Raw genomic sequence first — 22634 nt, forward strand, 5'->3', positions numbered from 1 at the left:
GGCAAACTTGCGCGTTTGTACATAGGCGCACAAGGGGGCCTGGACACTAAAGGACGCCGTCCGCCGGGGGGCGGACGGCGTCCGACTTTTTTCGGGCACCGGCTTCCTCGCTTCCCCGCGGTTTTTCCGGGAGGCTTTTTGACCACGGATTATGCTCATTTCACGGATGAGCACGATGCAGAGTTTCAATCCGTGAGATCCGCGTAATCCGTGGCCCACTCTGCTCTTCGTTGATTGGCGTTTTTCTGCGGGTAAAAGCGACCGACACCAGGGGCGGCGGCGCTCCTGGCAGAGAGTCATCTGCGGCCGCGAAACTTCACGCGCTTCGATATTCTACGAGTATTTACGGCTTGTCTTCTCGTAGACGATTGGCTACAACGCAGCTCTGCGCGATTCGCCACCGTCGTATGAAAACCTGGCCTTTTTCTCACCGAACGAGAATCCTAGCCGTAGATGATGAAGTCGGCTTTACGCGGGTGCTGCAGCTCGCGGCGGTGCAGTACGATATCCGGACCGAGAACGATCCGCGTCACGCCATCGAAGCGGCGACGGAATTTCATCCCGACCTCATCCTGATGGATCGTTTCATGGCGAAGATGAGCGGGGATTGCCTCGCCAAAACTTTCGAAGCGCACCCGACGCTGCATCACATTCCGATCGCGTTCCTCACCGCGAGTGTGCCGTGCGATGCCGATGGCCACTATTGTGCACACCTCGATGGGCGCCCGGTTCTCATGAAGCCGGTGAGCATCGAGCAGATCGACCAGTGCGTGCGCGAATGCGTGAAACGGTGAAGCGCGGGACGCGTTAGGCGATAGATAACAGTTATATAACTGAGTGGGGAACTGTCCCCGGGGGAGTTATACGTATAGCTATGTATATCTCGATAATTCAGCACCCGTTGTCGACCGGCGTCTGCAAAAGCTCTTTCTTGTAAGACACGAGATTCGCGTAATACTTCGAGCGCATGACTGAACGTCCGCGCATCGAATTCATCCGAGATCGAGAAGATACGGTAATCATTCTTTTGGTCGACGATGAGCTGATTGAGGCGGAGTTATTCCGCGGGTTGCTCGAGGCCGAAGAAGACCTGGAGTTTCACTACTGCCAGCGTGTGGAGGATGCTGTTACGCAGGCCAACCAGATTCAGCCCACGGTGATCATGCAGGATCTTTCGATGCCCGGTGATCACGGGCTGACCATGATCAGCCGCTTTCGCGCGAACCCGTTGACCAAGGAGACGCCGGTGGTGGTATTCTCCGGGCAGGAGGATTCACGGACCAAGAGCATCGCCTTCAGCCTCGGCGCGAACGATTACATCGTGAAGTCGGTCGATCGCGTCGAGTTGCTCGCGCGCGTGCGTTACCATTCGCGGGCCTACTGGAGCCAGCGGCATCGCGATGAAGCGACTCGGGCATTGCGCGAGAGCGAACGGCAACTTTGGGACAGCAACGCGTCCCTGCTCGAGGCAAACCGCAAGCTCACCGAAGCGCTCGCCGAGGTGAAGCAATTGACCGGCCTGCTGCCGATGTGCGCGTGCTGCCGCCGCGTGCGCGACGAGAAAAACTATTGGAGCGAATTCAGTTCCTACATCGCCAAACACACCGACCTGCGGCTTACCCACGGATTGTGCGAGGAATGCATGACCACGCAAGCGGCGAAGATGGGGATGAGCCCGAAGCAAGTAGAGGAGCTGACGAAGCGGCTCCGCAAGAACCGCCGCGTGCAGGAATAGCGCGGTGCGATGAAGCGGAAACTGCCCGCGCGCGTGGTTGCCTGAGTCGATGCCGGCGAAGCTGCGACCTTTGTCCTTCGAGCTGGCTGAATTGGCATTTGCTTTCGAGCTCCGGACGTTTCTGGTACCGATCCCGCCAAAAAAGTTAGCTCCAACGATTTTTGCCGGGTTAGTGCCGGGGTTCGTTGGAGCTAATGAAAGGATGAACTTTGAGCGAAAAGTGTCAATAGCGGATTTGCGATCGACCACGGGTGGGGCCCCCTAATGAGGAGATGCCTAATAGTCTATCGCCTACGGCTTGGCCGGCTTCGCCGCTGAATCCACGTCAGATCCGGGTTGGGGAGGCGCCGCATCCGGACTCGGCAAGTTTCCCGCGGGTGGCGCCTCCGAAGCCGAATGGGGCGCGCCTGGCCGGGCGAGGGGATTGTTGTCGCCGAAAAGAGCCCATGGTCCGTTGGGCACATCCTTCGTCTCCATAAATTTCCAATCCACCACGTCGGTGCCTTGCAGTTGCAGGTATTCGCGCACGGCGGGCGAGACATTCAATCCCGCGCCGCTATTGAGGTTTGGCTTCGGCTTTTCGTTGCCGAAGACATATTGCCACTGGTCGCTCCCGAATGGCCCGCAATCGCTCCATTGCGCGTAGCAGACCTTCCCGGCGCTATTTCGAATCGCCAGCCACCGATCGCGGCACACGGATTTCCCTTCCTCCACGAAGGCGTCCTGAAACCACGGAATGACGACTTTCGCTTCCGGTTTGGTCACGCCCTCCGCGACGTCATTGTAAGGCAGCGCGATGTAGAAAGGATTCTGGCGCGGAATGAAGCCAACGGGGATGAAGTGATGCCGCTTCTGGGGATCCGGATCGTCGAACCCGCCGTAGTGCATTTTCCATTTGGGATCCCAGGCGCTGGCCCCGTGGTCGTCCTCGCCCTTTTCCGCGGAGCCGATCCAAAAGACGGTGGAGACGACATTCGTTTTCCACGGAAACTTTGCAGAAACGAAACCGTCGCGCGGCTTTTGCGGCGTGGCGACCTGCGGTTCCAATTTGAGGATCGCGGCCTCGCGGAGCTTGCGGGCGTTCTTTTCGAAGTCGGCCGGGTTGTGCGATGCGTCCTGCGCGCAAAGAGGCCGCGCGAGAAAAAGGATCGTGCCCGCCATCGCGAGGAGAATGGTCGGACGCATGACCACAAGGTAACAGGCTTCGCGCGGAATGCGATGGCGAAACGGAGGGACACGCTCCTGCGTGCTCCCCAATTTAGCCCTACCTTCGTCCGAGGAAGACTGGGGAACGCGCAGGAGCGCATCCCTCCGTTGATGTGTTGCCGCTTACAGCCCCGGGTGCGCCTGGTAGAAATGATACCGCGCGATGATATCGACAACGTATTTGTGTGTGGTCGGGAAATCGATGGCCTTGAGCAAATCCTCGGAAGTCACCTCGTCGCCACGACCCGTCTCGGATATCCAGCGTTCCATGCGGCCGTGGCCGGCATTGTATTCGGCCAGCGCGAAGGGAATCGGGTCGGCCTTTTGTTTCCAGCGATCGAGCGACTTTTTGAAATACCACGAACCGGCGTCGATGTTCGTCTTGGGATCGAAGAGATCGGTCGGCTCGAAAGTCTCGATCTTCATCGCCTTCGCCCAATCGCGTGCCGCCGCTTCGCTCACTTGCATGAGGCCGCGCTCGCCACTCGTGCCGACCTTCTCCGTTTGGAAAGCACTCTCTCGCCAGGCGATCGCCTTGATGAGCAGCGGATCCACGCCGCGCTTGTGGGCGAGGTTTCGATGAGCCCGTCGTAGCGCGTGTAGCGCGAACCGGCGAGCCACGATTGCAAGCGATAGGCCGGGTCGGGCGATGTGCCCAGCACCACGCCCGCCGCGACGAGGGCGGCGAGAAGGACAGCGAGCACGAAGCGTTTGAGAAAGCGGGCCATGAGCGTCCGCGTAGTCAATCGAGTGGGACAAAAAACTTCGACAAAAAAGCGCCTCGCCGCATGCTTTGCCGATGCCGAGATACGCGCGCGTGCTGGTCGACGATTCCGCCGGGAAAGCTTTTGATTACGAGCTTCCCGAGGCGGTGGCTGCCGTGTTGCAGCCGGGAGCGCGCGTGCGGGTGCCGGTGCGCACGCGCACGGCGCTGGCCACGGTCATCGAACTGCTCGAGGAAACGGATGTGCCCGGCGTGAAGCTCATCTCCGAGGTGGTGAGCGCGGAACCCATCCTCAGCCCGCTGCTCCTCAAGCTCGGCGCCTGGATTTCGGACTATTATTGCTGTTCGCTGGAAGCGGCGATGAAGGCAGTGCTGCCGAATGTGATCCGCAAGGCCGAGGTCGGACATCAGACCCGGCTCTTCGCCCGATTGGCGCGAGAGGTCGAAGAAGAGGAGCTCGAGAAGCTGCGCAAGAAAGCGCCGTTGCAGGCCGGCGTGATCGATCATCTGACCGAAGCCGCGCAACCGGTGTCCGTCACCGAACTCGCGGAAAAGTGCGACGCCTCGCACGCCGTGGTCCAGGCGTTGGTGAAGAAAGGCCTCATCGTCACCGAGGCCGCGCGCGTGGAACGCGATCCATTCGGCGACGAGTCTTTCGTCCACGCCGCGCCGCTGGCCATGAACCCGGAGCAGACCGCCGTCTTCGAACACGTGCGGCGGGCCATCGATCATCCGCCGGATGCCGCGCCGAAGCCGCTCCTGCTGCACGGCGTGACGGGCAGCGGCAAGACGGAGATTTACCTGCAGGCCATCCAGCTCGTGCTCGAGCGGGGCCAGACGGCCATCATGCTCGTGCCGGAGATTTCCCTCACGCCGCAGACCGTCGAGCGCTTCAAGTCGCGCTTTGCCGCCACCCGGCATGAGGTGGCGGTGCTCCATTCGCATCTCAGCGAGGGCGAGCGGCACGATGAATGGCATAAGATTCGGGATGGCCGCGCCCGGATCGTGATCGGTGCACGTTCGGCCATCTTCGCACCGTGCGCGAACCTCGGTCTCATCGTGGTCGATGAAGAACACGAGAACACCTACAAGCAGGAGGAAACGCCCCGCTACCACGGACGCGACATCGCCGTCCTGCGGGCCAGCATGGAAAAGTGCGCCATCCTGCTCGGCAGCGCCACGCCGTCGCTGGAGAGCTTCCACAATGCGCAGACTGGCAAATACGAGCTCTTGCGCCTGATCGCGCGCGTCGATGACAAGAAGATGCCGTTCATCCGCATCATCGACCTGCGCATGGAGTCGAAAAAGCACGGCGCCATCCTTTCCGAGAGGCTCATTACGGCGATCAACGACCGCCTGACCAAGAAGGAGCAAACCATCCTCTTTCTCAACCGGCGCGGGTTCTCCACCTCCCTCATCTGCGAGAAATGCGGTCACGTTTGCGAGTGCCCAAACTGCTCCGTGGCCCTGACTTTTCACCGCGCGGCGGCCCGGATGGTGTGCCACATCTGCGGTTACCAGGCGGTCGCGCCCCAGAAATGCCCGGAGTGCCGCGACCCGGGAATCAAATACACCGGCACCGGCACGGAGAAGGTCGAGGATTCCGTCTCGCGGCTTTTTCCCAAGGCGGTGATCAAACGCCTGGATGCCGACGTGATGCAACGGCGCGAGGCCTTTCGCGAAACGCTCACCGCCTTCCGCACGGGCAAGATCGATATCCTCGTCGGCACGCAGATGATCGCCAAGGGGCTGCATTTTCCGAACGTCACCCTCGTTGGCATCATCAACGCCGACCTGGGTTTACACCTGCCGGACTTTCGCGCGGGCGAACGGACCTTCCAGTTACTCACCCAGGTCGCCGGACGCGCGGGCCGCGGGGACGTGGAGGGCGAAGTCTTCGTCCAATCCTTCACGCCCTTCAGCCCGTCGATCCAGCACGCGAGGCATCACGATTTCGACGGCTTCTGGGAGCAAGAGATCGAATTCCGCCGGCAATGGGATTACCCGCCGTTCACCCATCTGGTGTTGATCATCGTCCGTTCCGCGCATCAACAGCGCGGGAGCTTCTCCGCCGAAACCCTGCACCGTCGTCTCAAGGAAGAGCTGCCTCCCGGCGTCACCCTCAGCGAGCCCGCGCCGGCCCCGCTGGAAAAGTCGCACGGCAGCTACCGGTTTCATCTCATGATGCGCACGCGTTCCATCGTGCGCCTGAGCAGGCATCTGCGCGCGGTTTTGGACAAGCTTACGTTTCCCGAGGATGTCTTCGTGACGGTGGACGTGGATGCCTATCAGTTGCTGTGATGTCGACAATAGGCAGCCATGAAATAAGTAACAGCGCGTATTAATTCCTGTGTAACGCGCGGCGGAGATACTTTGGATGGACTGAGTATTAATGCGTAATTTTTCATATATTTTGGCATCGTGAGTGCTGCTTGCTCTCGGCGTGTTTTTCTCCGCCTTTATCCATTCCGCTCTGAAAAAGAGTCGAAAGGAGCCGTCTGCCTTGATGCCCATGAAGAGCGCCCTCTCGCGGCTCGGCGGCTATACCCTCGTGGAGGTGATGGTCGCGGCCACCGTTTTGTGCCTCTGCGCCGTCGCGGTGACCGGCGCTCTTCTGCAACTCAACCGTCGTGCGGCCATCTCCCGCGTGATGAATGCGGCCAAGGCGGAGGCGCTTTCGCGAATCCACGAGGTCCAGCAGCTTTCTTATGATCCGGATGCCTCCCCGGCGGTCATTCCCGGGCTCCTGAGTTCGGCGCTGCCGAAAACGGTCGATTTGGGGAGCACTTTGACCAATCTGGGCAGCATTCCTGCCACGGAGACCTGGACGGTGGCCTCGGTGCCGGGCAATGCCGGGATCCTCTCGGTGACCTGCAAGATTTCTTACACCTACCTGAACCGCAATGAGTCGTATCAAGTCTTTACCTACAAAGCACCGAACTGATCTCGGAGGGTTCACCCTTGTCGAGTTGATGGTTTCCATGTCGGTGGTCGGCGTCGTCGGTCTCGTCATGTTCAGCGTCATGATCAGCACGATGAGGCTTTCCACGGTCAATACGGCAACGAACCTCTCCAACTACCGCACGCGGCAGGCGCTGGATCGCCTGGCCGACACCGTCCATTATGACAGCGTGGATATGCCGGCGCAGATCAATTCGGACGGCACCACTGCGAGCGGTGGCACGTCGGATGGCATCTTGATCAAGCACCTCGTCCCCGGAATGTACGTCTTCCTGAATTCGGATGGAACGACCGCCGACATCGCGTCGACCGCCAGCGCATTCACGTTGCAGTATGCCACGTCGGCTTGGGGGACTTTGCCGCAGCCATACGACTACTTTTTGCTGGCGAGTTCCACGGCGCCGGAGCTCGAAATACCGAAAACCGGCGGGGTTGGCACACCGACTACGTCCAACGGCGTTACATCGGTAGCCATCAAGACCACTGCCGCAGTAGGGGAAAAGCTCACGCCCAGTTACTATACGGTGACCGCGGTCCGCTACCGGAAGGAGGCCTACATTTTCGTCCAGAATGGCACCAGCGCCTACTGGACTCTCCGCTTCTACCCGACGGTGTACCCTGGGATGGATTACACCAACGCCCAAAACTACTACACGCTGGGTACCGGTTTTGAAAAACAGGGAACCCAAGGATGGTTCACGGCGAGCACGGACAGCGCCAACAACAATACCCAGGCGATCTGGCTGCAGGCGCTCGTGCGCTCCTCGGGACACGGCGAGTACTCCGAGGATATCGATAAGCGCAACACCGCGACGACCATGCCTTTGCAGATCAAACTTTGGAACTACACCACCCCTTCGACCACGGCTCCGAGCTCTTAAGACCCCGAACCCAAGCGAACATGAAAACATCCAGCAAAGAGAGCGGCAGCATCCTGCTATCCGTCCTCATGATTGTGACCGTCTCGATTGCCATCGTCGGCGCGGCCTATGTCTCCACCACGAATCAGGGTCAGATGACCTCGCGGAGCGCGGACATGGATGCTTTGCAAGTCACCGCCGAGGGCGTGCTGGACTATACCTACGGAGTGTGGAAGTCGTCGCTGGAGGACAACGGCAAGATGTTAGACGCGGCGGGTGCGAATGCCCTGGTCAGTGAGACCAATCTCCCGGCCGTCCCAGCGAACATGCAAATTCTGGGTCTGACTCTCACTCCGATCGATTCTTATGGAGTGCCCCAGTCTGCGGTGACGTATGCCAACGACTATCGGACGTCACTCGTCTATAACTATCTGGCTACGGTGGAACTGCGGACTACTGGTGTGGGCGGAGGGCGACGAGTAAAGATGCAACGGAACTTCTACTACAGCTCGTTGCCGCCGACCCGGGGGATGTTCTTTTCCCAGGGTGACTTCGAGCTCTACAAGCCGGCGAAAATGGTGATCGGCGGCAACGTGCACACCAATGCCAACGCGCACGTTTCCACGGGTACTCAGCCCGTCCTGAACGCGGACGGTTCCGTTAAAACCACAGGCCTCGAGTTCCTGCCTACCTCCAACGTGACCCACGTTGGCAGCTATGACAACAATGCTCCGCCGGGCGCGACTAACTGGAATAATCAAGGCACCAACTACGCGCCGACTTATGACAACGGCTTTTCCAAACAGGTCAAGCAAGTGCCGGACATGTCCGGTATCGGTCTCGGGACGGCCGCAGTGTACGACACCACCGATAACAACCCGAACAACGACGGCAACCACGAGATGATCGAACCGCCTGTGGCGGGCTACACCGATCCCGCCCCCATCGCGAACAGCCGGCTCTATAACACCGCCGGCATTCTCATTGATGTCACGGGTCCGGTGGACACGACGGCGTCGCTGGCCAACTCGACCGGCAATACTTTTTCCGGCGGTAATATCACCATCACCGGGCAGAACGGAACCACCCTCACGTCCGCCCAGGCGACGGCCATCCGCAACGCGGTGAGCAATTCGACCGTCACCCAGAAGCAAGTCTGGGTGCCGAAACTCGTAACCCAGCAGGTTTGGGTTTCGAATTGGGTATGGGTGACCAGCGGCTATTATACGACCAGTAGGTCTGGAAAAAAGACCTGGGTGGATACGAGCGGATATGTGGACCAAGGCGGCTACCAAACCCAGACGGTCGATCAGGGCAGTTACGTGACCCAGAACGTGACCGTACAAACGACCCTCTACGACAAGCGCGAGTCGCAAAGCATCCCCATCACCAATCTCGACGTCGGTGCCGTTAACCCTACGCTCAACAGCCTCAACAGTTTCAACGGCATCATTTATATGTATGACACGGGTTCGGGCAGCAAAAACGCCATCCGCGTGACCGATGGCGGAGTGCTTCCGAATGCCGGCCTCACCATCGCTACCTTGAATGGGCTCTATGTGCAGGGGGACTACAACGTTGGTACGACTAATCCAAATCAGGTGCCGTCGAATGCCAGCCCGGGATCTGGTGCACTGACTTATTATACTCCCACTCCGGGTTACATCCCCCCCTCTGCGGCGCTCGTCGGCGATGCCGTCATGGTGCTTTCGAATAGCTGGTCCGACAGCAATGCGAGCAGCAGCGTGGGCAGTCGTCTGGCCTCGAACACCACCTTGAATACCGCGCTCATCGGCGGTTACATTCCCTCGACCAGCACCGGAACTGGCGGCCGGTCCGGCTATTCCGGTGGGATGAATAACTTCCCTCGGTTCCTCGAGACCTGGACGAACGATAGCATGACTTTCTCCGGCGCGTTTGTCTCCCTCTATCAGAGCCAGACGTTCACCGCAGAGTGGGATACCGGCGATATCTATGCGCCGCCCACCCGCTACTGGTACTTCGATACCATGTTGCTGACCCGCGTGCTGCCGGGCATTCCGTCGACCGGCGGTTGCTCCCGCGGCCCGATTACGCGGCTGCCCGATATTCAGCTGTGATCGCACGCATCCTGTTTTCGAAAGCCCTTCTCCTCGCTGCTGGCTTTCTGACCCTGGCTTTTGTCCCGGGTGAGATGAAGGCCGCCGATGGAAATCCTCCGCAGATCTCCTTCGGTGCGCACAAGCTGATGGAGACCAATGTCGAAGGTCCCGACGTGGAGCGGACTTATTTCACCATCGGTGAAAACCGCGTCGTCTTCGGCCTGCCGAAAGGTTGGCGGCTCAGTACGGGCGACGGCTTTCTGCTGCTCCCCGAGGAAGGAACGGTCGATGGCGAGATTCACGTCACCCGATCGCCTTTCACCCCGGATTTCGATCTCGCGACGAATGTTCTGAAATACCGCGAATCCGCGGCCCAAGGCATGCCGCAAGGCGCCAGCAAGGAGCAAGCGCAGCAACCGCTGATGGACCCCTATCCCTTCAATGGCTGGAAGAGTCTCGGCTTCGTTTGGAGTTACGGCGGCCAGGGCCGGGCGATGGTTCGCACCGTCAGCTACATCAATCTCGATGCAAAACTCGGTGTTCAGGTGATCGTGACCACCCTTGCTTCCAAACAGGACTCCCCAAAAATCGAGAAGGCTGCCAAAGATTTCATGGCCTCCTGGTGGGTGAAAGGGAAGTGACCAAAAGCAAAAAAGGGTGACGATTGCTCGTCACCCTTTTGATGGAGTTTTTGTCTTCGTGCCTGATCAGGCCGGCAAGAGCTTCCGGCGGATGGCCGGGCCGCCGATGATCATGCCGAGCACCGCGAACAGTGGGAGGAGCGCGGAGGTCTCCGGCACGGAAGTAAGGTTGGAGCCTTCCACGGCGAAGGTCTCTTCGTAGCCGCCGCTGGAGGGCAGCGTATTGCCCCACATTTGGTACATGTAAACGTAGTCGCTCGCGCTGGCGCCCGCGAAATCCGAAACCGGGATGTAGATCGAAATGTCCGCCTGGCCGCTGCCGCTGTTGCCATCGAAGTAAAGGACGTCATTGGAGCCGAGCGATGGGCTCATGTTGTAACGCAGAGTGCCCAGCGAGCCGTTGAAGAGACCGCTCGAGTTCGTCGAGGTGCTGCTTTGCAAGGTGGGCGAGGTCCAGACGCTGAGCATGTCCAGCGAAATGGTGGACGTCGACGTCGCGTTGGGTTCATTCACGTCGACAACGAATTGGTAATATTGCTGGCCGTTGAGGCTCACCTCAGCGAGCGAACCCAAGGTGAGAGGATGGTTCCATTGCGGAACACGCTTCGTGTCGAAGTTCCCATTGGTCCCGTTATAACCCTGCTCGGTTGGGCTGGATTGGATGGTCAGAAACGGATCGATCACCCCAGTGCCGGCAGGTTGGGTGAAGTTCGTGGTGAACACTGCGCCGTTGATGGTGCCCGGATCGGTCGGAGCCGGACTGAGGCTCGGATCGTTGAGATTGATGGTGGTCGCGTGCGCGGGCTGCGAGGCGAGCAAAGCGGAGAGGCTCAACAGCAGCGCGCCCATGGGGGTGGTGAACGAGGACAATTTCAGCTTCATAATGTTCGAGGCTTGGACCGAGTTTGTGTTGTGGGCCGAACCATCATTGGGCGGAGATGGTCGGATTGGTTGCGTATTTCATAACTGCTAGAAAACGCGTAGGTCAATCACATTTGAGAATCTATTTCCGTGCCAAAGATGAGACAAACGTATTTTGTCGCCGAAAATATACATCCGGCGTACAGGCTGCTGGGTCGAGTCGACAGAAACGAGAGAACGCCCAAGCGTCCCGTCGATGCCAGACTGCAAAAGCTCCGGATGAAGCGCGGTGGCAGGGGGCTATTCCGGCTCCGAGCGGGCCGTCTGGATCTCCTCCCGAGCCGTCCGCAAGAGTGCCTGTTCTTCCGGTAGCAAATCCGCCTTTTTTGCCAGTTCCAAAAAGGCCGGAGCGCGATCCCAGTCGGCGGTTGCCGCCAGCAGAACTCCATAATAGGCCGCGAAATTCGGCGTTTTCAAAATCGCGGGGCTGAGGCACTTCATCACCTGCAGGGCACGTTCCGACTGTCCCAGCCGATGCAGCGAAAAAGCATAAGTTGAAACGTAATCCGCCTCGTAGGGATGTCTCTCGTAGAGGGTTCTGGCCAGTTCACTGGCGTGGGCTACGTCCCGGCCGAGAAGCAGGGAGTAGAGCGCGAAGTTATTGGCGGCGGCGTCGTTGCCCTGATGTGTTTCCCGGTAGCGGGCGGTTGCATCGAGAAGCCCGGCTGTATCCTTGGTGCGGCTCAAGATAGGAAGGATGGTTTGCGACGCCCAGGCAGATTCTTTGGGATCCTTTAGCAGGGCGCGCAGGAGATCGGTGTACTGCGCTTCCCAACCCCAGTTGGCGACCATTCTCGTCAACTCGGCGGTGGCGCCCGGGACTTTGGCGGCGGATGCCACTGCGGCGTCCCACTGTGGTGCGGATTGGGAAACGCTGCCCTCCTCGCGCAGGGCGCGGGAAAGAAGGGCGTGGCGAACGTATTCCAGCCGCTGCCAGTTTCCGGTTTCGGTAAATGATTCCAGAGCAGCCCAACTGCGCAGGCCGAAGATATTCAAGGCCGCGGCGGCGCAGACTCGCGGATCGTCCCAAGCTTCGGGGGGAAACTCCGCGGCCCACTCCACGGCTGCGCCGAATCGGCTGTTCCGATTCATCCAATTCAGGAGTTCCGCAGTGGCCGGAGCATTGCCTCGAGCGCGATCCTTCATCGAGGCGAGGAAGGACGGGAAGTCCGGGGTATCGGTGGCGCGCAGCAGGTCGAGCAGCGTCATTTGATCCGCAAGCTGGGCATCCGGCAGCGAGGCGAGCTGGCGGGCCAGGATGACGGCGCCGCTCAGTTCGTTGTTCCCCATCGCATCGCGGACCAGGGCGCGGAAGGCGCGAAGCCGCAACTCCGGTTTGGCACTGATGCGTTTCAAGGTTGCCTGCGCCGTGGGGCGATCTTCGATCCAACCGCGATCGACCAACGCGGCTGCTTGCTCCAACTGATAGGTTTCGTTTTGCGGTTCGAGACGGACGGCGGCTCCCAATTCTTCGACCGCGCGCGTATGCTCACCCATGGCGGCCAGAGTGCGTCCCAAGGCCTCGTGATACCGCGCATCGTTTTGCCCGGCAGCAGCCAGCTTCTCCAGCGCCTCCCTGGCGACCGCGGGCTTGCCAAAGCGAAGCGAAGTCTCCGCACAATCCAGCGCGGGCTGAAGAATTCCTGGCTGAAGATCGACCAGCCGTCGCCGCCAGACAACGGCCTCGGACGCGCCCTTTTCTTCGCATACTTCGGCGGCGAGGCGATTGGTGGCCAGGTCGCCAGGGTTGATGCTGAAAGCTTGCCGGATGGTGATTGAGGCGTTGATCACATCTCCTTTTTGCATCAGGGCGCGAGCCCGTTTTGCCAGATGCGGTGGTACCCACTTGCGGTAGGCACGCCAACCTCCATAGGAAGCCGCGGCAATCAGGATCAACGCGGCAGCGGTGATGAGGAGATTTCTGGGGAGATTGGATTTTTTTGCGAGGTCGACCACGGCTGGGGTTGTAGACTGTAAGCAGCCTCTCCGCCATGGCATCTGATTTTCGCCGCCCTTCCGCGATTTCCGATTCGTGGCGCGGATTCGACTTGTGTTGCGGAACCATTTCAGTCTCTTGGCCTTAATGCACCCCATGGGCCGATCGCCCTCCCTTTCTTCGAGTCATGGATTCGCCATCGTGACGGCGGCCGCGGCGTGGGTTGCCTGGTGGTCGCTCGCTTTCTGGCCGCTCGCGAGCTTTTGGAACACGAGTCCGCAATACAGCTACGGGTGGTTGGTGCCTCCCCTGGCCCTTCTGCTGGCCTGGCGCCGGTGGCAGACCCGGCCCATGCCAGAGCAACCGACGAGCTGGGCAAGGTGGGTGATCTGGGTCTCTGCCGCGGTGGTTATGCCTGCCTGGATTATCGTCCAGCCGAACCCCGGATGGCGGCTCGTGCCCTGGCTGCTGGCTTTGAGCGCGGTGGCCGGCAGCGTCGGATTGTCCGCCCAAGCTGGAGGCAAGAGTTGGGCTCGGCACTTTGCTTTTCCCATCGCCTTTCCGCTCACCGCCGTTCCGTGGCCGAGCCATCCCGAGGAAGTCGTCGTCCAGGGGCTCATGCGTTTCGTTGCCGGAGCGACGGTGATGTTCATGAATCTCGCCGGTGTGCCCGCTATCCAGCGAGGGAATCTCGTCGAGGTCGCCACCGGAGTGCTTGGCGTGGATGAAGCGTGCAGCGGAGTGCGCTCGTTGCAAGCTTCCTTCATGGCGGCGCTCTTTCTCGGTGAATTCTATCGATTGAAAGTGAGATCGCGCGTGGCCTTGGTGGTCGTCGGGTTCGGTGCGGCGTTGCTCACCAATATTGCGCGCACGGCTTTCCTGTCGTACTCGGCCGCTCGAAATGGGATTGGTGCGGTCGGGCAATGGCACGATCCCGCAGGCTATACCGTTTTGACGATCTGCCTGATCCTGATTGCCATCGTCGCCAACTGGCTCCGGCCGGACGATCGGGCAGACCAGCCAGCAGCCGAGACGGCTCCCCCGCATGCTTTGCCGCCGTACATCGGGCCGGTCATGGGGGGATGGCTGATTCTCGTCGTCATCGGTGCGCAGGCTTGGTACTCATCGAAGACGAAGGGTGAATCCTCGAACTGGACGCTCGTCCTGCCACCCGAAGCAAAGGAGGAACCGCTCTCCGCCAATACCTTGGGCCTGCTCGGATGTGACCGGACTCACGTGGCGCACTGGCGAAGCAGAACGGGCGCGCACTGGACGTTGTTTTATCTCGAATGGTTTCCCAGTAACGGCCGTACCGCGCTGCTCGCGCGCGTGCACCGGCCGGAAGTCTGCCTCCCCAGCGCGGGTTGGAAGGAGGTGGCGCCGCGCCAATCCCTGACCGTTTCGGCGGCTGGTTTCGACCTGGTTTTCGAATCGATGCAATTTCGCGATGCCAAAGGCACCGACGCTTTCGTCTTTTACTGTCCGTGGGAGATTGTTCCGGGGCAACCGGGGCGCAACAGTGCGTTTAGCGACGATACGCGCACCGCCAGTCTTCGGCGGGTGTGGCGGCATGAGCGATTGCTCGGGCAGCAGACGGCTGAACTCATTGTCACCGGCCTCTCTTCACGGGCCGAAGCCGAAGCTTCATTGCGCGAGGAAATCCCTTCGCTCCTCCGGCGGGCGGAGGTAACTTCGACAGCGAAGAGATGAAGTCGAAGAGCACTTTGGGCTTTGGGTTCGTTGCTTGCCTCGTGGCATTCGCGTGGTGCGCCAATGCCATCGATCTCACGCCGCACTTTTCGGATATGACGGTTGGCGGATTGGTTCAGCGCCGCATGTTTTTTGTCGATGGCAACCAGAAGGTCAGCGTGAACATGGATTTTCAAACGCGAGTGGAGGCTGGCTCAGGTGGAGCCGTCTTTCGTTTTCTGCGCGTCCCCAACGCCTTTTTAATTCTGCGCCCGTCTCCCATGTCCGCCGACGAACCGTTCGTCGGTGTGTCACTGCTCCGGTATCGGGAAGCGGCGCACCGCTTCCTGCCGCCTGGTGTCGCGTCGGTCGAATCGCTCGAGGAAATTTCCGATCCGATTACGTCCCATGGATGGCACAGCTTTCGATTCGCCTACTCCTATATCGAGCAGGGCACTCCACGCATTTGCAGCGTGACGTTCATCAACATCCGCCCGGAAGAGCAGATCGTGATGCTGGTTGCGGCGCCTTCCAAAGACTTCGACGATGCCGCCCATCGATCCTGGTTCATCGTCCGCACGTGGCAGGTGTTGCCCGCCGAAAACGGTCCGGCGGCGCCCTCGTCGGTGGAGGAGAATCCCGGTCGATAGGGACGGCGCGATTACCGGCAGGGCGGCCACAGAACTCCGTGTCTACAGGACTCTACCGGATGTCTTCGATCCAACTGGCAACTTTGTAACCCAGATTGTTGCTGGTCGAGAGAGAGGCCAGTGACTCGTCGTAATGATATCCGGCGCTGCCGCCCAGGCTCGCGCTGAGCATGATCAATGCACCCATGAAATCGCCGGTTCCCCAAACGGTGAGAGCATAAGAGGGCGCGTTGACCATCCCGACAAAGGTGCCCGTGCCGGAAACCGTGAAGGTCCTCGTCGAGCCATCGGAAGGAGTGACTCCATTGACCGTGAGATAGGCGGCTCGATTGTTCTCGTTCTCAAAGGAGGAACCGCCGATGCTGACGTTGCCATCGACGTAGATGGTGGCGTGGACGCCCGCCAGTTGCTGGATGAAGGCATTGCCGGACATCGTGAGGTCTCCGGTTACCCAGATATTCACATAGCTGTCCTGAGTTTGCCCAACCACCGGCGGGGCCAGGATCAATTGTTTGGATTTTGAGCCGAGGTCGATGGCGGAAACTTTGTAATTCGTCGGTGCGCTTTGCGTGCCCGCCACCAAGGTCAGCGGAGCCGCGAGGGTGCTGATCGATGCCGGTCCCGGCGTGGTGTAAGCGAATGTGGGATCCGATACCGCGCTGATGGTGGTGGAGTAATTATTGTAAACCGTGCCCTGGACTCCCTTCGTATTTTGCAGGACGCCGCCATTACTCGAGGCATTGCCATAAACCTTGTTATTACCCAAGTCCGATAGATTGCCGCTCGAATTGCTGGCGACGTCGCCGTGCATCTGGCGTTTGGAGGGGTCATACTGGCCGTTGGTCGACTTGGTCGGATCACTCGAATCAAAGCTGTCTGTAAACGAGGAACCGCCCAGCGTGATGCTTTGCTGCACGACCAGCGCGCGCCAAAACATCCGCGCGGAGACCGGCTGAGCGATCGTTTCCACGGTGCGGGTCGTTTGGGGAAGATGCAGCGCGCCCGTGGTGGTATCTTTGTTGTAAGCAATCTTGCGCAGGAAGTTATTGTGATTCTTGGTCCCGGTTGCCGAGAGTTGGGACGGGGCATAACCTACTCTCCGCAAGCCGGGAACCTCGGTCGATCCGGAGGAATGGATGCGATACCAAACCTGTCCGCTGCCATCGGTGATGCTGTTGTCGACTTTCACGTAGACATACATCTTGTTGTTCCCCTCGCCGGAATGGGCGGGAAGTGTGTCGCTGTAAGTCTTGGGAAAGGTGGTGGCGTCGGAGGGTGACCAGCCGGCCCAGGCGGTTGTGGGCGTTTTGACGGAGGCATTGAGAGCGTGCATCGCGATGTCCGTGCCGGATTCCGCGACGATGAGCGCCTCCTGCCAGCTCCCCGCGTTGGCGGAAGTCTGGTTGCGATTGTTGATGTAATAAAAAACGGATGCCGCCGCGAAAGAAAGGACAGCGATCGTGACCAATGCCATAGCCAGAGTGCTGCCTGTTTCGAAGTGACGTGTTTTCATTTCAATCGCGGCGGGTGTTGCGGACGGAAGTACTCCCGATGAGCGTTGTGTTGGCGCGGGCGCCACTGCTATTACGATCAAAGCCCGTGAGGTTTGGGGCGAAGGTGATGGTATAAGTGACGATGGAAGTGAGATCCGCAAAGCTGCTTTGCAAGGTTTCAACAGAATCGGCGATCACGATGGTGTTGGTGGCGCCGGTAGCCCCGATCCATTGCTGGCGCAGAAGTTGTCCACCGCTCAGATAATAGGAGACGGTAATGGGCTTTGCCGGATCGCCGTAATTGACCTGTCCGTTGGTGATTGTGGGGCTCCGCAACGTACCCGTGGGATTGCCTTGGGAGTCGTAAGCGGTATAGGTGTCGGGAACCGTCAGGGTGAGAGTCTGGTTATATTGCGAAACTGTCACTGTGTAGGCGCGGCGGAGGTCGCGCGCGACGTAATCCAGTGCCCTCATTTGATCGGTGGTGCCACGCGAGTAGTTCATGGCGCCGGAAAAGCTGCGCTGAAAGCCCACGGTGGCGGTGAGGAGCGCAGCGAACATGAAAGCACTGACCGCCATGGCTATCATGACCTCGGGGAGGGTGAAGGCGGCAGATGGGGAGGTGAAGTGAGCCGGCTTCATCAGTTTTGTCCGAGAATGCCTCCCTGGCTGGCGATCAAGCGGACCACGCGAGTGTGCGGGACACTCTTAAAAGTGCTGTGCCAGTTCACTGTGATATCGACTTGAATGGAGCTTTCCGCACTGAGGTTGCCGTTGCCGGGGAGGACCGTGGCGACATTGCCGCCGGCATCGCGTTGCACTTGAACCGTCTCCCCGTTTCCCAATGTCGAACCATAGGGATAGGCCGTGATCGTTTGCACGACATTCGGCAGGTGGCCGACGGTCGTGGAGTTCGCCATGATCGTTCCAGAAAGGTAGGCCGGGTCGGTAATCTGAGTCCATGTGGCGGTGCGAATCTGCTCGGCGAGATTGGTCGTCAGTTCGCTGGCCGAGCTGACGTCGATGCTGGATTTGAGGACGAACAAGCCCCGCCAGTTCATGTCGTACAAGCCGGCCAGGAAGATCGCTACGATGCCGCAGGCCAGCATCGCTTCGACCAGCGTGCTGCCGACGGTGGCGAAAGAGGACTTGCGCATAATCTAAAAGGAGCGAAACGGCGGCGATTGGATAAAAGCGATCGGCGACAAAATGTATTCAGCAGGCGACGTACCGAAGGCAAAACGAGCTGCGATTTCACGTATTATTACGTGGAAATGAAGCCCCATAGCGCCGGTGCGCCGCATTTTTGAGACACCAAACATGAAAAATCCGCGCCAATGGCTGAATTTAAATTCAGGATGAAAGGCGCCAGCGATATGCTGCCGGTGGACGTTTGGGAAGGGTCAGCGGCAGGGATGCCACTGCCACTGAAGGATCGAATTGCGGCCGCCTACGTCCCGTCCGTACGGGAAGGGAGGAGCATCTGGAAGGTGGTCTTGCCGGGCTGGCTTTCGTAGCGCAGCACACCGCCCATTTGCTGGACAAAGCCGGCGGTGACGGTAAGGCCGAGGCCGGTGGCGTTGGTCTTTTTCTTCGTGGAGAAGAAGGGCTGGAAGATGCGGTCGCGAATTTCCTCCGGGATACCGGGACCGCTATCGGTCACCGAGATGGAGACCCATTGCAGCGCCTGTTTCGCCGGGGTGCCGGGCGGCTTTTTCGCGGAGCTGACGACGATGTGCACGTTCCCGCCGGTGAAGGCGGCTTCGACCGCGTTGCGCACCACTTCGAAGATGGCCGACTTGACCCGCGTGGCGTCGCCCCAGATGGCGGGGAGCTGGTCCGGGCAGTCGAGATACAGCTTCGTGCCCGGGCCGCAGAGCGACTCGAACGACGGCATCAGCATGTGCAGAAAGTCGTGCAGATTGATCTCGCGCCAGACGACCGCCGGCGGACGGACCAGCGAGTGGGTGCGGTCCATGAGCTCCGAAGCCGCGCGTGCGCCTTCCTTGATTTTGGCCAGGCCTTCGCGGGTCTCCTTGTCGAGCTTCTGGTTGTCCATGAGCAGACCGAGGTAGCCATTGAACAGGGTCAGGATGTTGTTCATTCGGTGCGCCAGCCCGCGCACGAGTTGGTCCTGAAAATCCGAATGTTCGATCTGCATGTAGGTCACAGATGAAAAAGCAGTTGTTATGCTTGGGTGACAACTCTTTTCGGAAGTGCCTGCGGAGTGTGCATTAAGGAGACGATTCGGCCTGATCGGCCAATGTGGCCCTGTAATTCGCCCGGCTCGGTTTCCAAAAATGAGACGAAACCGGCCTTTCCCGGGTTCGGAAGTCATGAGGGGATGATGGTGACTTCGCCTGCGCTGAGGCGGCTGAGGGTGCCATCGGAACGGCGCAGGAGCAGTTGGCCGTCGGGGTCGAGTTCCTCGGCCCGGCCTTCCAGGATGTTGTGGCCGGATTGCACCTGCACCCAATGGCCGAGCAGGAGGCTGCGCCGGCGGGCTGCGGCGATCATGGCGGGGAAATCCGCGAGGATCTGAGGGAAGCGGGTGCCGAGTTCGCGCAGCAGGTGTGCGGCGAGAGTAGGCCGGTCGATGAGACGGCCGGTGATCATGCTCAGGGAAGCGGCTTTCGTCGCGAGTTCGGGAGGGAATTCGGCCTGGCTCTGGTTGACGTTGACGCCGATGCCCACCACGGCGAACGGCCGGCCATTCACATCGGCGCCGCTTTCGGCCAGAATGCCGGCGATCTTCCGACCGGAAAGATAGATGTCGTTCGGCCACTTGATCGATACGGGCAGGCCGAGGGAATTTTCAATGGTCGAGGCTAGCGAGACGGCGGCCCAGGTCGTGAGACGCGGCCAGGCGCTGGGCGGCAAATCGGGACGCATGAGCATCGAGAACCAGAGACCCCGATACGGCGCGGAAGCCCACGCACGCCCGAAGCGTCCACGCCCGGCGGTCTGGCGTTCGGCGAAGATGACGATGCCGCCTTCCGCACCCTGGCGCCCGCGTTGCATGGCGGAGTCGTTGGTCGACGCGGTCTCGGCGAAGACGACGATCTCGCGCGCCAGTTCGCAAGTGCCGAGGCGGGAGAAGATGTCGTCGGCGATCAAGCGATCCGGCGAACGCAAAAGCAGGAAGCCGAGCCCCGGGCGCTCCTCGATCTCGAATCCGGCGTCGCGTAATTCCTTCAGCCGCGCCTCGACCGTCGGAAGCGTGACCCGGAGCTGCGTGGCCAGATCGGTGGCGGGAAGATACACCTCCGATGCACGCAAAGCCGCGAGAATGCGCGCATCGAGCCCGCTCATGTCAGTTCCAGCGAGAAATCGACCGCGCGTGCGGAGTGGGTGAGCGCGCCGACGGAGATGAAATCCACGCCGGTCGCCGCGATCCCGGCGATCGTCTCCAGCGTGACGCCGCCGCTGGCTTCCAACTGCACGCGCCCCGCGGTGAACCGCACCGCTTCGGCCATCTCCGCAGGCTGCATGTTATCGAGCAGGATCACGTCCACGCCCATCAAAGTCAGGAAGCGGCGCACTTGCTCCAACGTGTCGGCCTCGAGCTCGATGCGCAGGCCGGGGTTTTCCGCGAGGCAGGTGCGGATGGCCTCTTGCAGGTGGCGCAGCTCCGTTTCCGCCGCGAGGTGATTGTCCTTCACCATCACCATGTCGAAAAGTCCGAAGCGGTGATTTTGCCCGCCGCCCGCGACGACGGCCGCTTTCTCCAGCGCGCGCAGGCCCGGCGTGGTCTTGCGTGTGTCGAGGATGCGCGCCTTCGTGCCGCTGACGGCGTCGACGTATTTGCGCGTGAGAGTGGCGACGCCGGAGAGGCGCTGGAGGAAATTGAGCGCGACTCGCTCGGCGGTCAGGATCGAGCGTACCGAACCGGCGATCTCGAGCACGGTCTGCCCGATTTCCAAACGGCTGCCGGAAGCGCGCACGATGGTGATATCGAGCTGGGGATCCACGCGCTTGAAGACCTCGGCCGCGGTCTCCACACCGGCGGCGACGGACGGTTCCTTGGCGAAAATGCGTCCGCTCCGGCGATCGAGCCCCACGAAATAGCGCGAGGTGAGATCACCGCGCCCGATATCCTCGGCGAGCGCGATCGCGATGGGATCGTGCGTCGTCCTGGCGGCGACGGGCAAAACGTGAAGGGACGGCTGGGACGGTTCAGGCACGCCTGTTATCTACGGGCCGTTCATCATCGAGGGCAATGCCCAATCAAAACAACTCCGGCTCCGGCGCGCGATAGATGCTGCGTCCGCGCACGAAGGTCTCCAGCACGGCCGGCGGCCCGCCGCGGTAAATACACAAGCTCACGATGTCCTCGGCAGTGAGGTCGGCGGCGTTCTTGGCATTCTGCCGATAGGGGAGCAGCGCGCCGAAATCCATCAGCGTCAGGTCCGCGTCCTTGCCGATCTCGAAGCTGCCGATGGTGCCGCCTTTGCCCAGCGCCTCGGCCGCTCCCTGGGTGGCCAGATGCAGCGCGGAGGCCGGCGAGGGGATCGGCGTCTCCGGTTCGTAAAAGGAGCGCGCCTTCTGCGATTCGATGGCCGAGCGCATGACCTGCCAGAGATTCAATTCCGGTCCGGCCGCCACATCGCTGCCCAGGCCCACGCGCAGGCCGGCGGCCCGCACCTTTTCCAAGGGCAAAATGCCACTGCGCAGAAAGAGATTCGCCGTGGGGCAATGCGCGACGCTGGCGCCCGCCGCGGCGAGGGCCGCGCGTTCGCGATCACAGAGATGGAGGCAATGGCCGAGCACCGTGCGCGGCCCGAGCAGGCCGTACTTTTCATACACCTCGGTGTAATCCTTCGCCCAACTGAACTGGTTCCGCACCTTCTCGATCTCCTCGCGATTCTCCGCGAGATGGGTCTGCAGATACGCCCCATATTGCGTGGCCAGTTCCGCCGCGCCGCGCATGAGCTTCTCGCTGCACGCCACCGCAAAACGCGGACTGAAGGCATATTCCACCAGCCCTTCCGAGGCGCCGTGCCAGGTCTTGCACAGCCGCTCGCTTTCGTGCAGGGAGATGGAGACGATCTTGGTCGGCTGCAGGCTCCCGTAGCTGCCCACATCCATCATCATCTTGCCCATGATGATCCGCATGCCGCTCTTCACCGCGGCGTGAAAGGCCGCGTCTGTGCTGTCCTCGAAGATGGCGGTGTAAATCATCGCCGTGGTCGTGCCGTGCCGCGCCAGTTCGGGGAAAAACGCCCCCGCCTCGCGCCGCCCTTTCGGCCCGGTGAACTCGCGTTCCAACGGAAAGATCTGTGTGCGCAACCAGGGAAGCAGTTCGCTGGTCCCGCGCGCCACCGCCGGGTATTGCGGGAGGTGCGTGTGCAGGTCGATCAAGCCCGGGAAAACCGCCACCCGCTTCGATTGCAACCAGCGGACCGGTTGGGTACGCGGCTTTCGGGAAAGCGTCTCGTAGTCGCCGATTTCCGCGATCTGCCCGTCGTCGATGATCAGCGCCCCGTCGCTCCATGAGCGAAGCCGGCCATATTCCGGCGCATCGATCAGGAAACCCCGCAAGCCGACAAGGCTGGAGTTGGACGAAGACGGACGGGAACTGGAAGCCGGGTCAGGGAACAAAGCGGATCAGAAGCTGGCTAAAAAAAGAATCCGGGCCGTGCATGCCAAGGAAACGATTCACAGCTAATCGCAAGACACATGCACGACCCGGAAATCCCTAAACTTGGTAGCTTTGACCGGTCGCGCAGGCCGTCGT

Annotated in this window: 20 protein-coding genes; 9 read left to right on the forward strand and 11 right to left on the reverse strand. The window is 60.5% G+C overall.

The window, feature by feature from the left end:
- The first annotated feature begins 407 nt into the window (after window positions 1–407).
- Complete coding sequence (locus CFE428DRAFT_RS24180; protein ID WP_006982301.1) at window positions 408–794, forward strand: response regulator; 387 nt, start codon at window positions 408–410, stop codon at window positions 792–794.
- Between the two features lie 173 nt (window positions 795–967).
- Window positions 968–1735, forward strand: a complete 768-nt coding sequence (locus CFE428DRAFT_RS24185; RefSeq protein WP_006982302.1) for a response regulator — start codon at window positions 968–970, stop codon at window positions 1733–1735.
- A gap of 291 nt (window positions 1736–2026) precedes the next feature.
- Here CFE428DRAFT_RS24185 and CFE428DRAFT_RS34410 read toward each other — a convergent pair whose 3' ends face one another.
- Window positions 2027–2920, reverse strand: coding sequence for a hypothetical protein (locus tag CFE428DRAFT_RS34410; protein ID WP_006982303.1), 894 nt, complete (start codon window positions 2918–2920; stop codon window positions 2027–2029).
- Window positions 2921–3064: 144 nt separating this feature from the next.
- Entirely contained in the window at window positions 3065–3562 is a 498-nt protein-coding gene (locus CFE428DRAFT_RS37725) for a transglycosylase SLT domain-containing protein (RefSeq protein WP_272941139.1), read from the reverse strand.
- Between the two features lie 178 nt (window positions 3563–3740).
- Here CFE428DRAFT_RS37725 and priA point away from each other — a divergent pair, with 178 nt between their 5' ends.
- The 5 genes from priA (at window position 3741) to CFE428DRAFT_RS24220 (ending at window position 10208) form a co-directional block, all read left to right on the forward strand.
- A complete protein-coding gene (priA, locus tag CFE428DRAFT_RS24200; protein ID WP_006982305.1) occupies window positions 3741–5966 on the forward strand; it encodes a replication restart helicase PriA in 2226 nt (741 codons plus the stop codon).
- Window positions 5967–6177: 211 nt separating this feature from the next.
- Window positions 6178–6609: a PulJ/GspJ family protein gene (locus tag CFE428DRAFT_RS24205; protein ID WP_157447616.1), complete on the forward strand. Its 432-nt coding sequence runs from the start codon at window positions 6178–6180 to the stop codon at window positions 6607–6609.
- Entirely contained in the window at window positions 6569–7507 is a 939-nt protein-coding gene (locus tag CFE428DRAFT_RS24210; protein WP_131989388.1) for a prepilin-type N-terminal cleavage/methylation domain-containing protein, read from the forward strand. The genes CFE428DRAFT_RS24205 and CFE428DRAFT_RS24210 overlap by 41 nt, the downstream gene beginning before the upstream one ends.
- Before the next feature lie 20 nt (window positions 7508–7527).
- On the forward strand, window positions 7528–9585 hold the full coding sequence (locus tag CFE428DRAFT_RS24215; protein ID WP_006982308.1) for a hypothetical protein: 2058 nt from the start codon (window positions 7528–7530) through the stop codon (window positions 9583–9585).
- The gene (locus CFE428DRAFT_RS24220) at window positions 9582–10208 is read left to right on the forward strand and encodes a hypothetical protein (RefSeq protein WP_006982309.1); all 627 of its coding nucleotides are present in this window, start codon (window positions 9582–9584) and stop codon (window positions 10206–10208) included. Before CFE428DRAFT_RS24215 ends, CFE428DRAFT_RS24220 begins: the two co-directional genes overlap by 4 nt.
- Before the next feature lie 66 nt (window positions 10209–10274).
- Here the strand turns inward: CFE428DRAFT_RS24220 and CFE428DRAFT_RS24225 are convergent, their stop codons facing one another.
- Together CFE428DRAFT_RS24225 and CFE428DRAFT_RS24230 are read right to left on the reverse strand one after the other, a co-directional pair.
- Window positions 10275–11090: a hypothetical protein gene (locus CFE428DRAFT_RS24225; RefSeq protein WP_006982310.1), complete on the reverse strand. Its 816-nt coding sequence runs from the start codon at window positions 11088–11090 to the stop codon at window positions 10275–10277.
- A gap of 279 nt (window positions 11091–11369) precedes the next feature.
- Window positions 11370–13085 (reverse strand): tetratricopeptide repeat protein, encoded by a 1716-nt coding sequence (locus CFE428DRAFT_RS24230; protein WP_042725697.1) that lies wholly within the window; start codon window positions 13083–13085, stop codon window positions 11370–11372.
- 136 nt (window positions 13086–13221) lie between these two features.
- On the opposite strand from CFE428DRAFT_RS24230, the gene CFE428DRAFT_RS24235 reads away from it, so the two are divergent.
- On the forward strand, window positions 13222–14775 hold the full coding sequence (locus tag CFE428DRAFT_RS24235) for an exosortase/archaeosortase family protein (RefSeq protein WP_042725698.1): 1554 nt from the start codon (window positions 13222–13224) through the stop codon (window positions 14773–14775).
- Entirely contained in the window at window positions 14772–15404 is a 633-nt protein-coding gene (locus CFE428DRAFT_RS24240; protein WP_006982313.1) for a hypothetical protein, read from the forward strand. Before CFE428DRAFT_RS24235 ends, CFE428DRAFT_RS24240 begins: the two co-directional genes overlap by 4 nt.
- Window positions 15405–15456: 52 nt before the next feature.
- On the opposite strand, the gene CFE428DRAFT_RS24245 is transcribed toward CFE428DRAFT_RS24240, so the two are convergent.
- From CFE428DRAFT_RS24245 to CFE428DRAFT_RS24275, 7 genes are all read right to left on the reverse strand, one after another.
- The gene (locus CFE428DRAFT_RS24245; RefSeq protein WP_006982314.1) at window positions 15457–16917 is read right to left on the reverse strand and encodes a DUF7305 domain-containing protein; all 1461 of its coding nucleotides are present in this window, start codon (window positions 16915–16917) and stop codon (window positions 15457–15459) included.
- A 1-nt stretch (window position 16918) separates the two neighbouring features.
- On the reverse strand, window positions 16919–17539 hold the full coding sequence (locus CFE428DRAFT_RS24250) for a prepilin-type N-terminal cleavage/methylation domain-containing protein (RefSeq protein ID WP_006982315.1): 621 nt from the start codon (window positions 17537–17539) through the stop codon (window positions 16919–16921).
- Window positions 17539–18054, reverse strand: coding sequence for a hypothetical protein (locus CFE428DRAFT_RS24255; protein ID WP_006982316.1), 516 nt, complete (start codon window positions 18052–18054; stop codon window positions 17539–17541). Before CFE428DRAFT_RS24255 ends, CFE428DRAFT_RS24250 begins: the two co-directional genes overlap by 1 nt.
- A gap of 293 nt (window positions 18055–18347) precedes the next feature.
- Entirely contained in the window at window positions 18348–19058 is a 711-nt protein-coding gene (locus tag CFE428DRAFT_RS24260) for a two-component system sensor histidine kinase NtrB (protein WP_006982317.1), read from the reverse strand.
- Window positions 19059–19231: 173 nt separating this feature from the next.
- Window positions 19232–20209, reverse strand: a complete 978-nt coding sequence (locus CFE428DRAFT_RS24265; RefSeq protein WP_006982318.1) for a biotin--[acetyl-CoA-carboxylase] ligase — start codon at window positions 20207–20209, stop codon at window positions 19232–19234.
- The gene (gene nadC, locus CFE428DRAFT_RS24270) at window positions 20206–21081 is read right to left on the reverse strand and encodes a carboxylating nicotinate-nucleotide diphosphorylase (protein WP_006982319.1); all 876 of its coding nucleotides are present in this window, start codon (window positions 21079–21081) and stop codon (window positions 20206–20208) included. Before nadC ends, CFE428DRAFT_RS24265 begins: the two co-directional genes overlap by 4 nt.
- Before the next feature lie 43 nt (window positions 21082–21124).
- Window positions 21125–22438, reverse strand: a complete 1314-nt coding sequence (locus tag CFE428DRAFT_RS24275) for a guanine deaminase (protein WP_006982320.1) — start codon at window positions 22436–22438, stop codon at window positions 21125–21127.
- Window positions 22439–22634 lie beyond the last annotated feature (196 nt).

Origin of the sequence: Chthoniobacter flavus Ellin428, from assembly GCF_000173075.1 — a bacterium.
GTDB classification, from domain to species: domain Bacteria; phylum Verrucomicrobiota; class Verrucomicrobiia; order Chthoniobacterales; family Chthoniobacteraceae; genus Chthoniobacter; species Chthoniobacter flavus.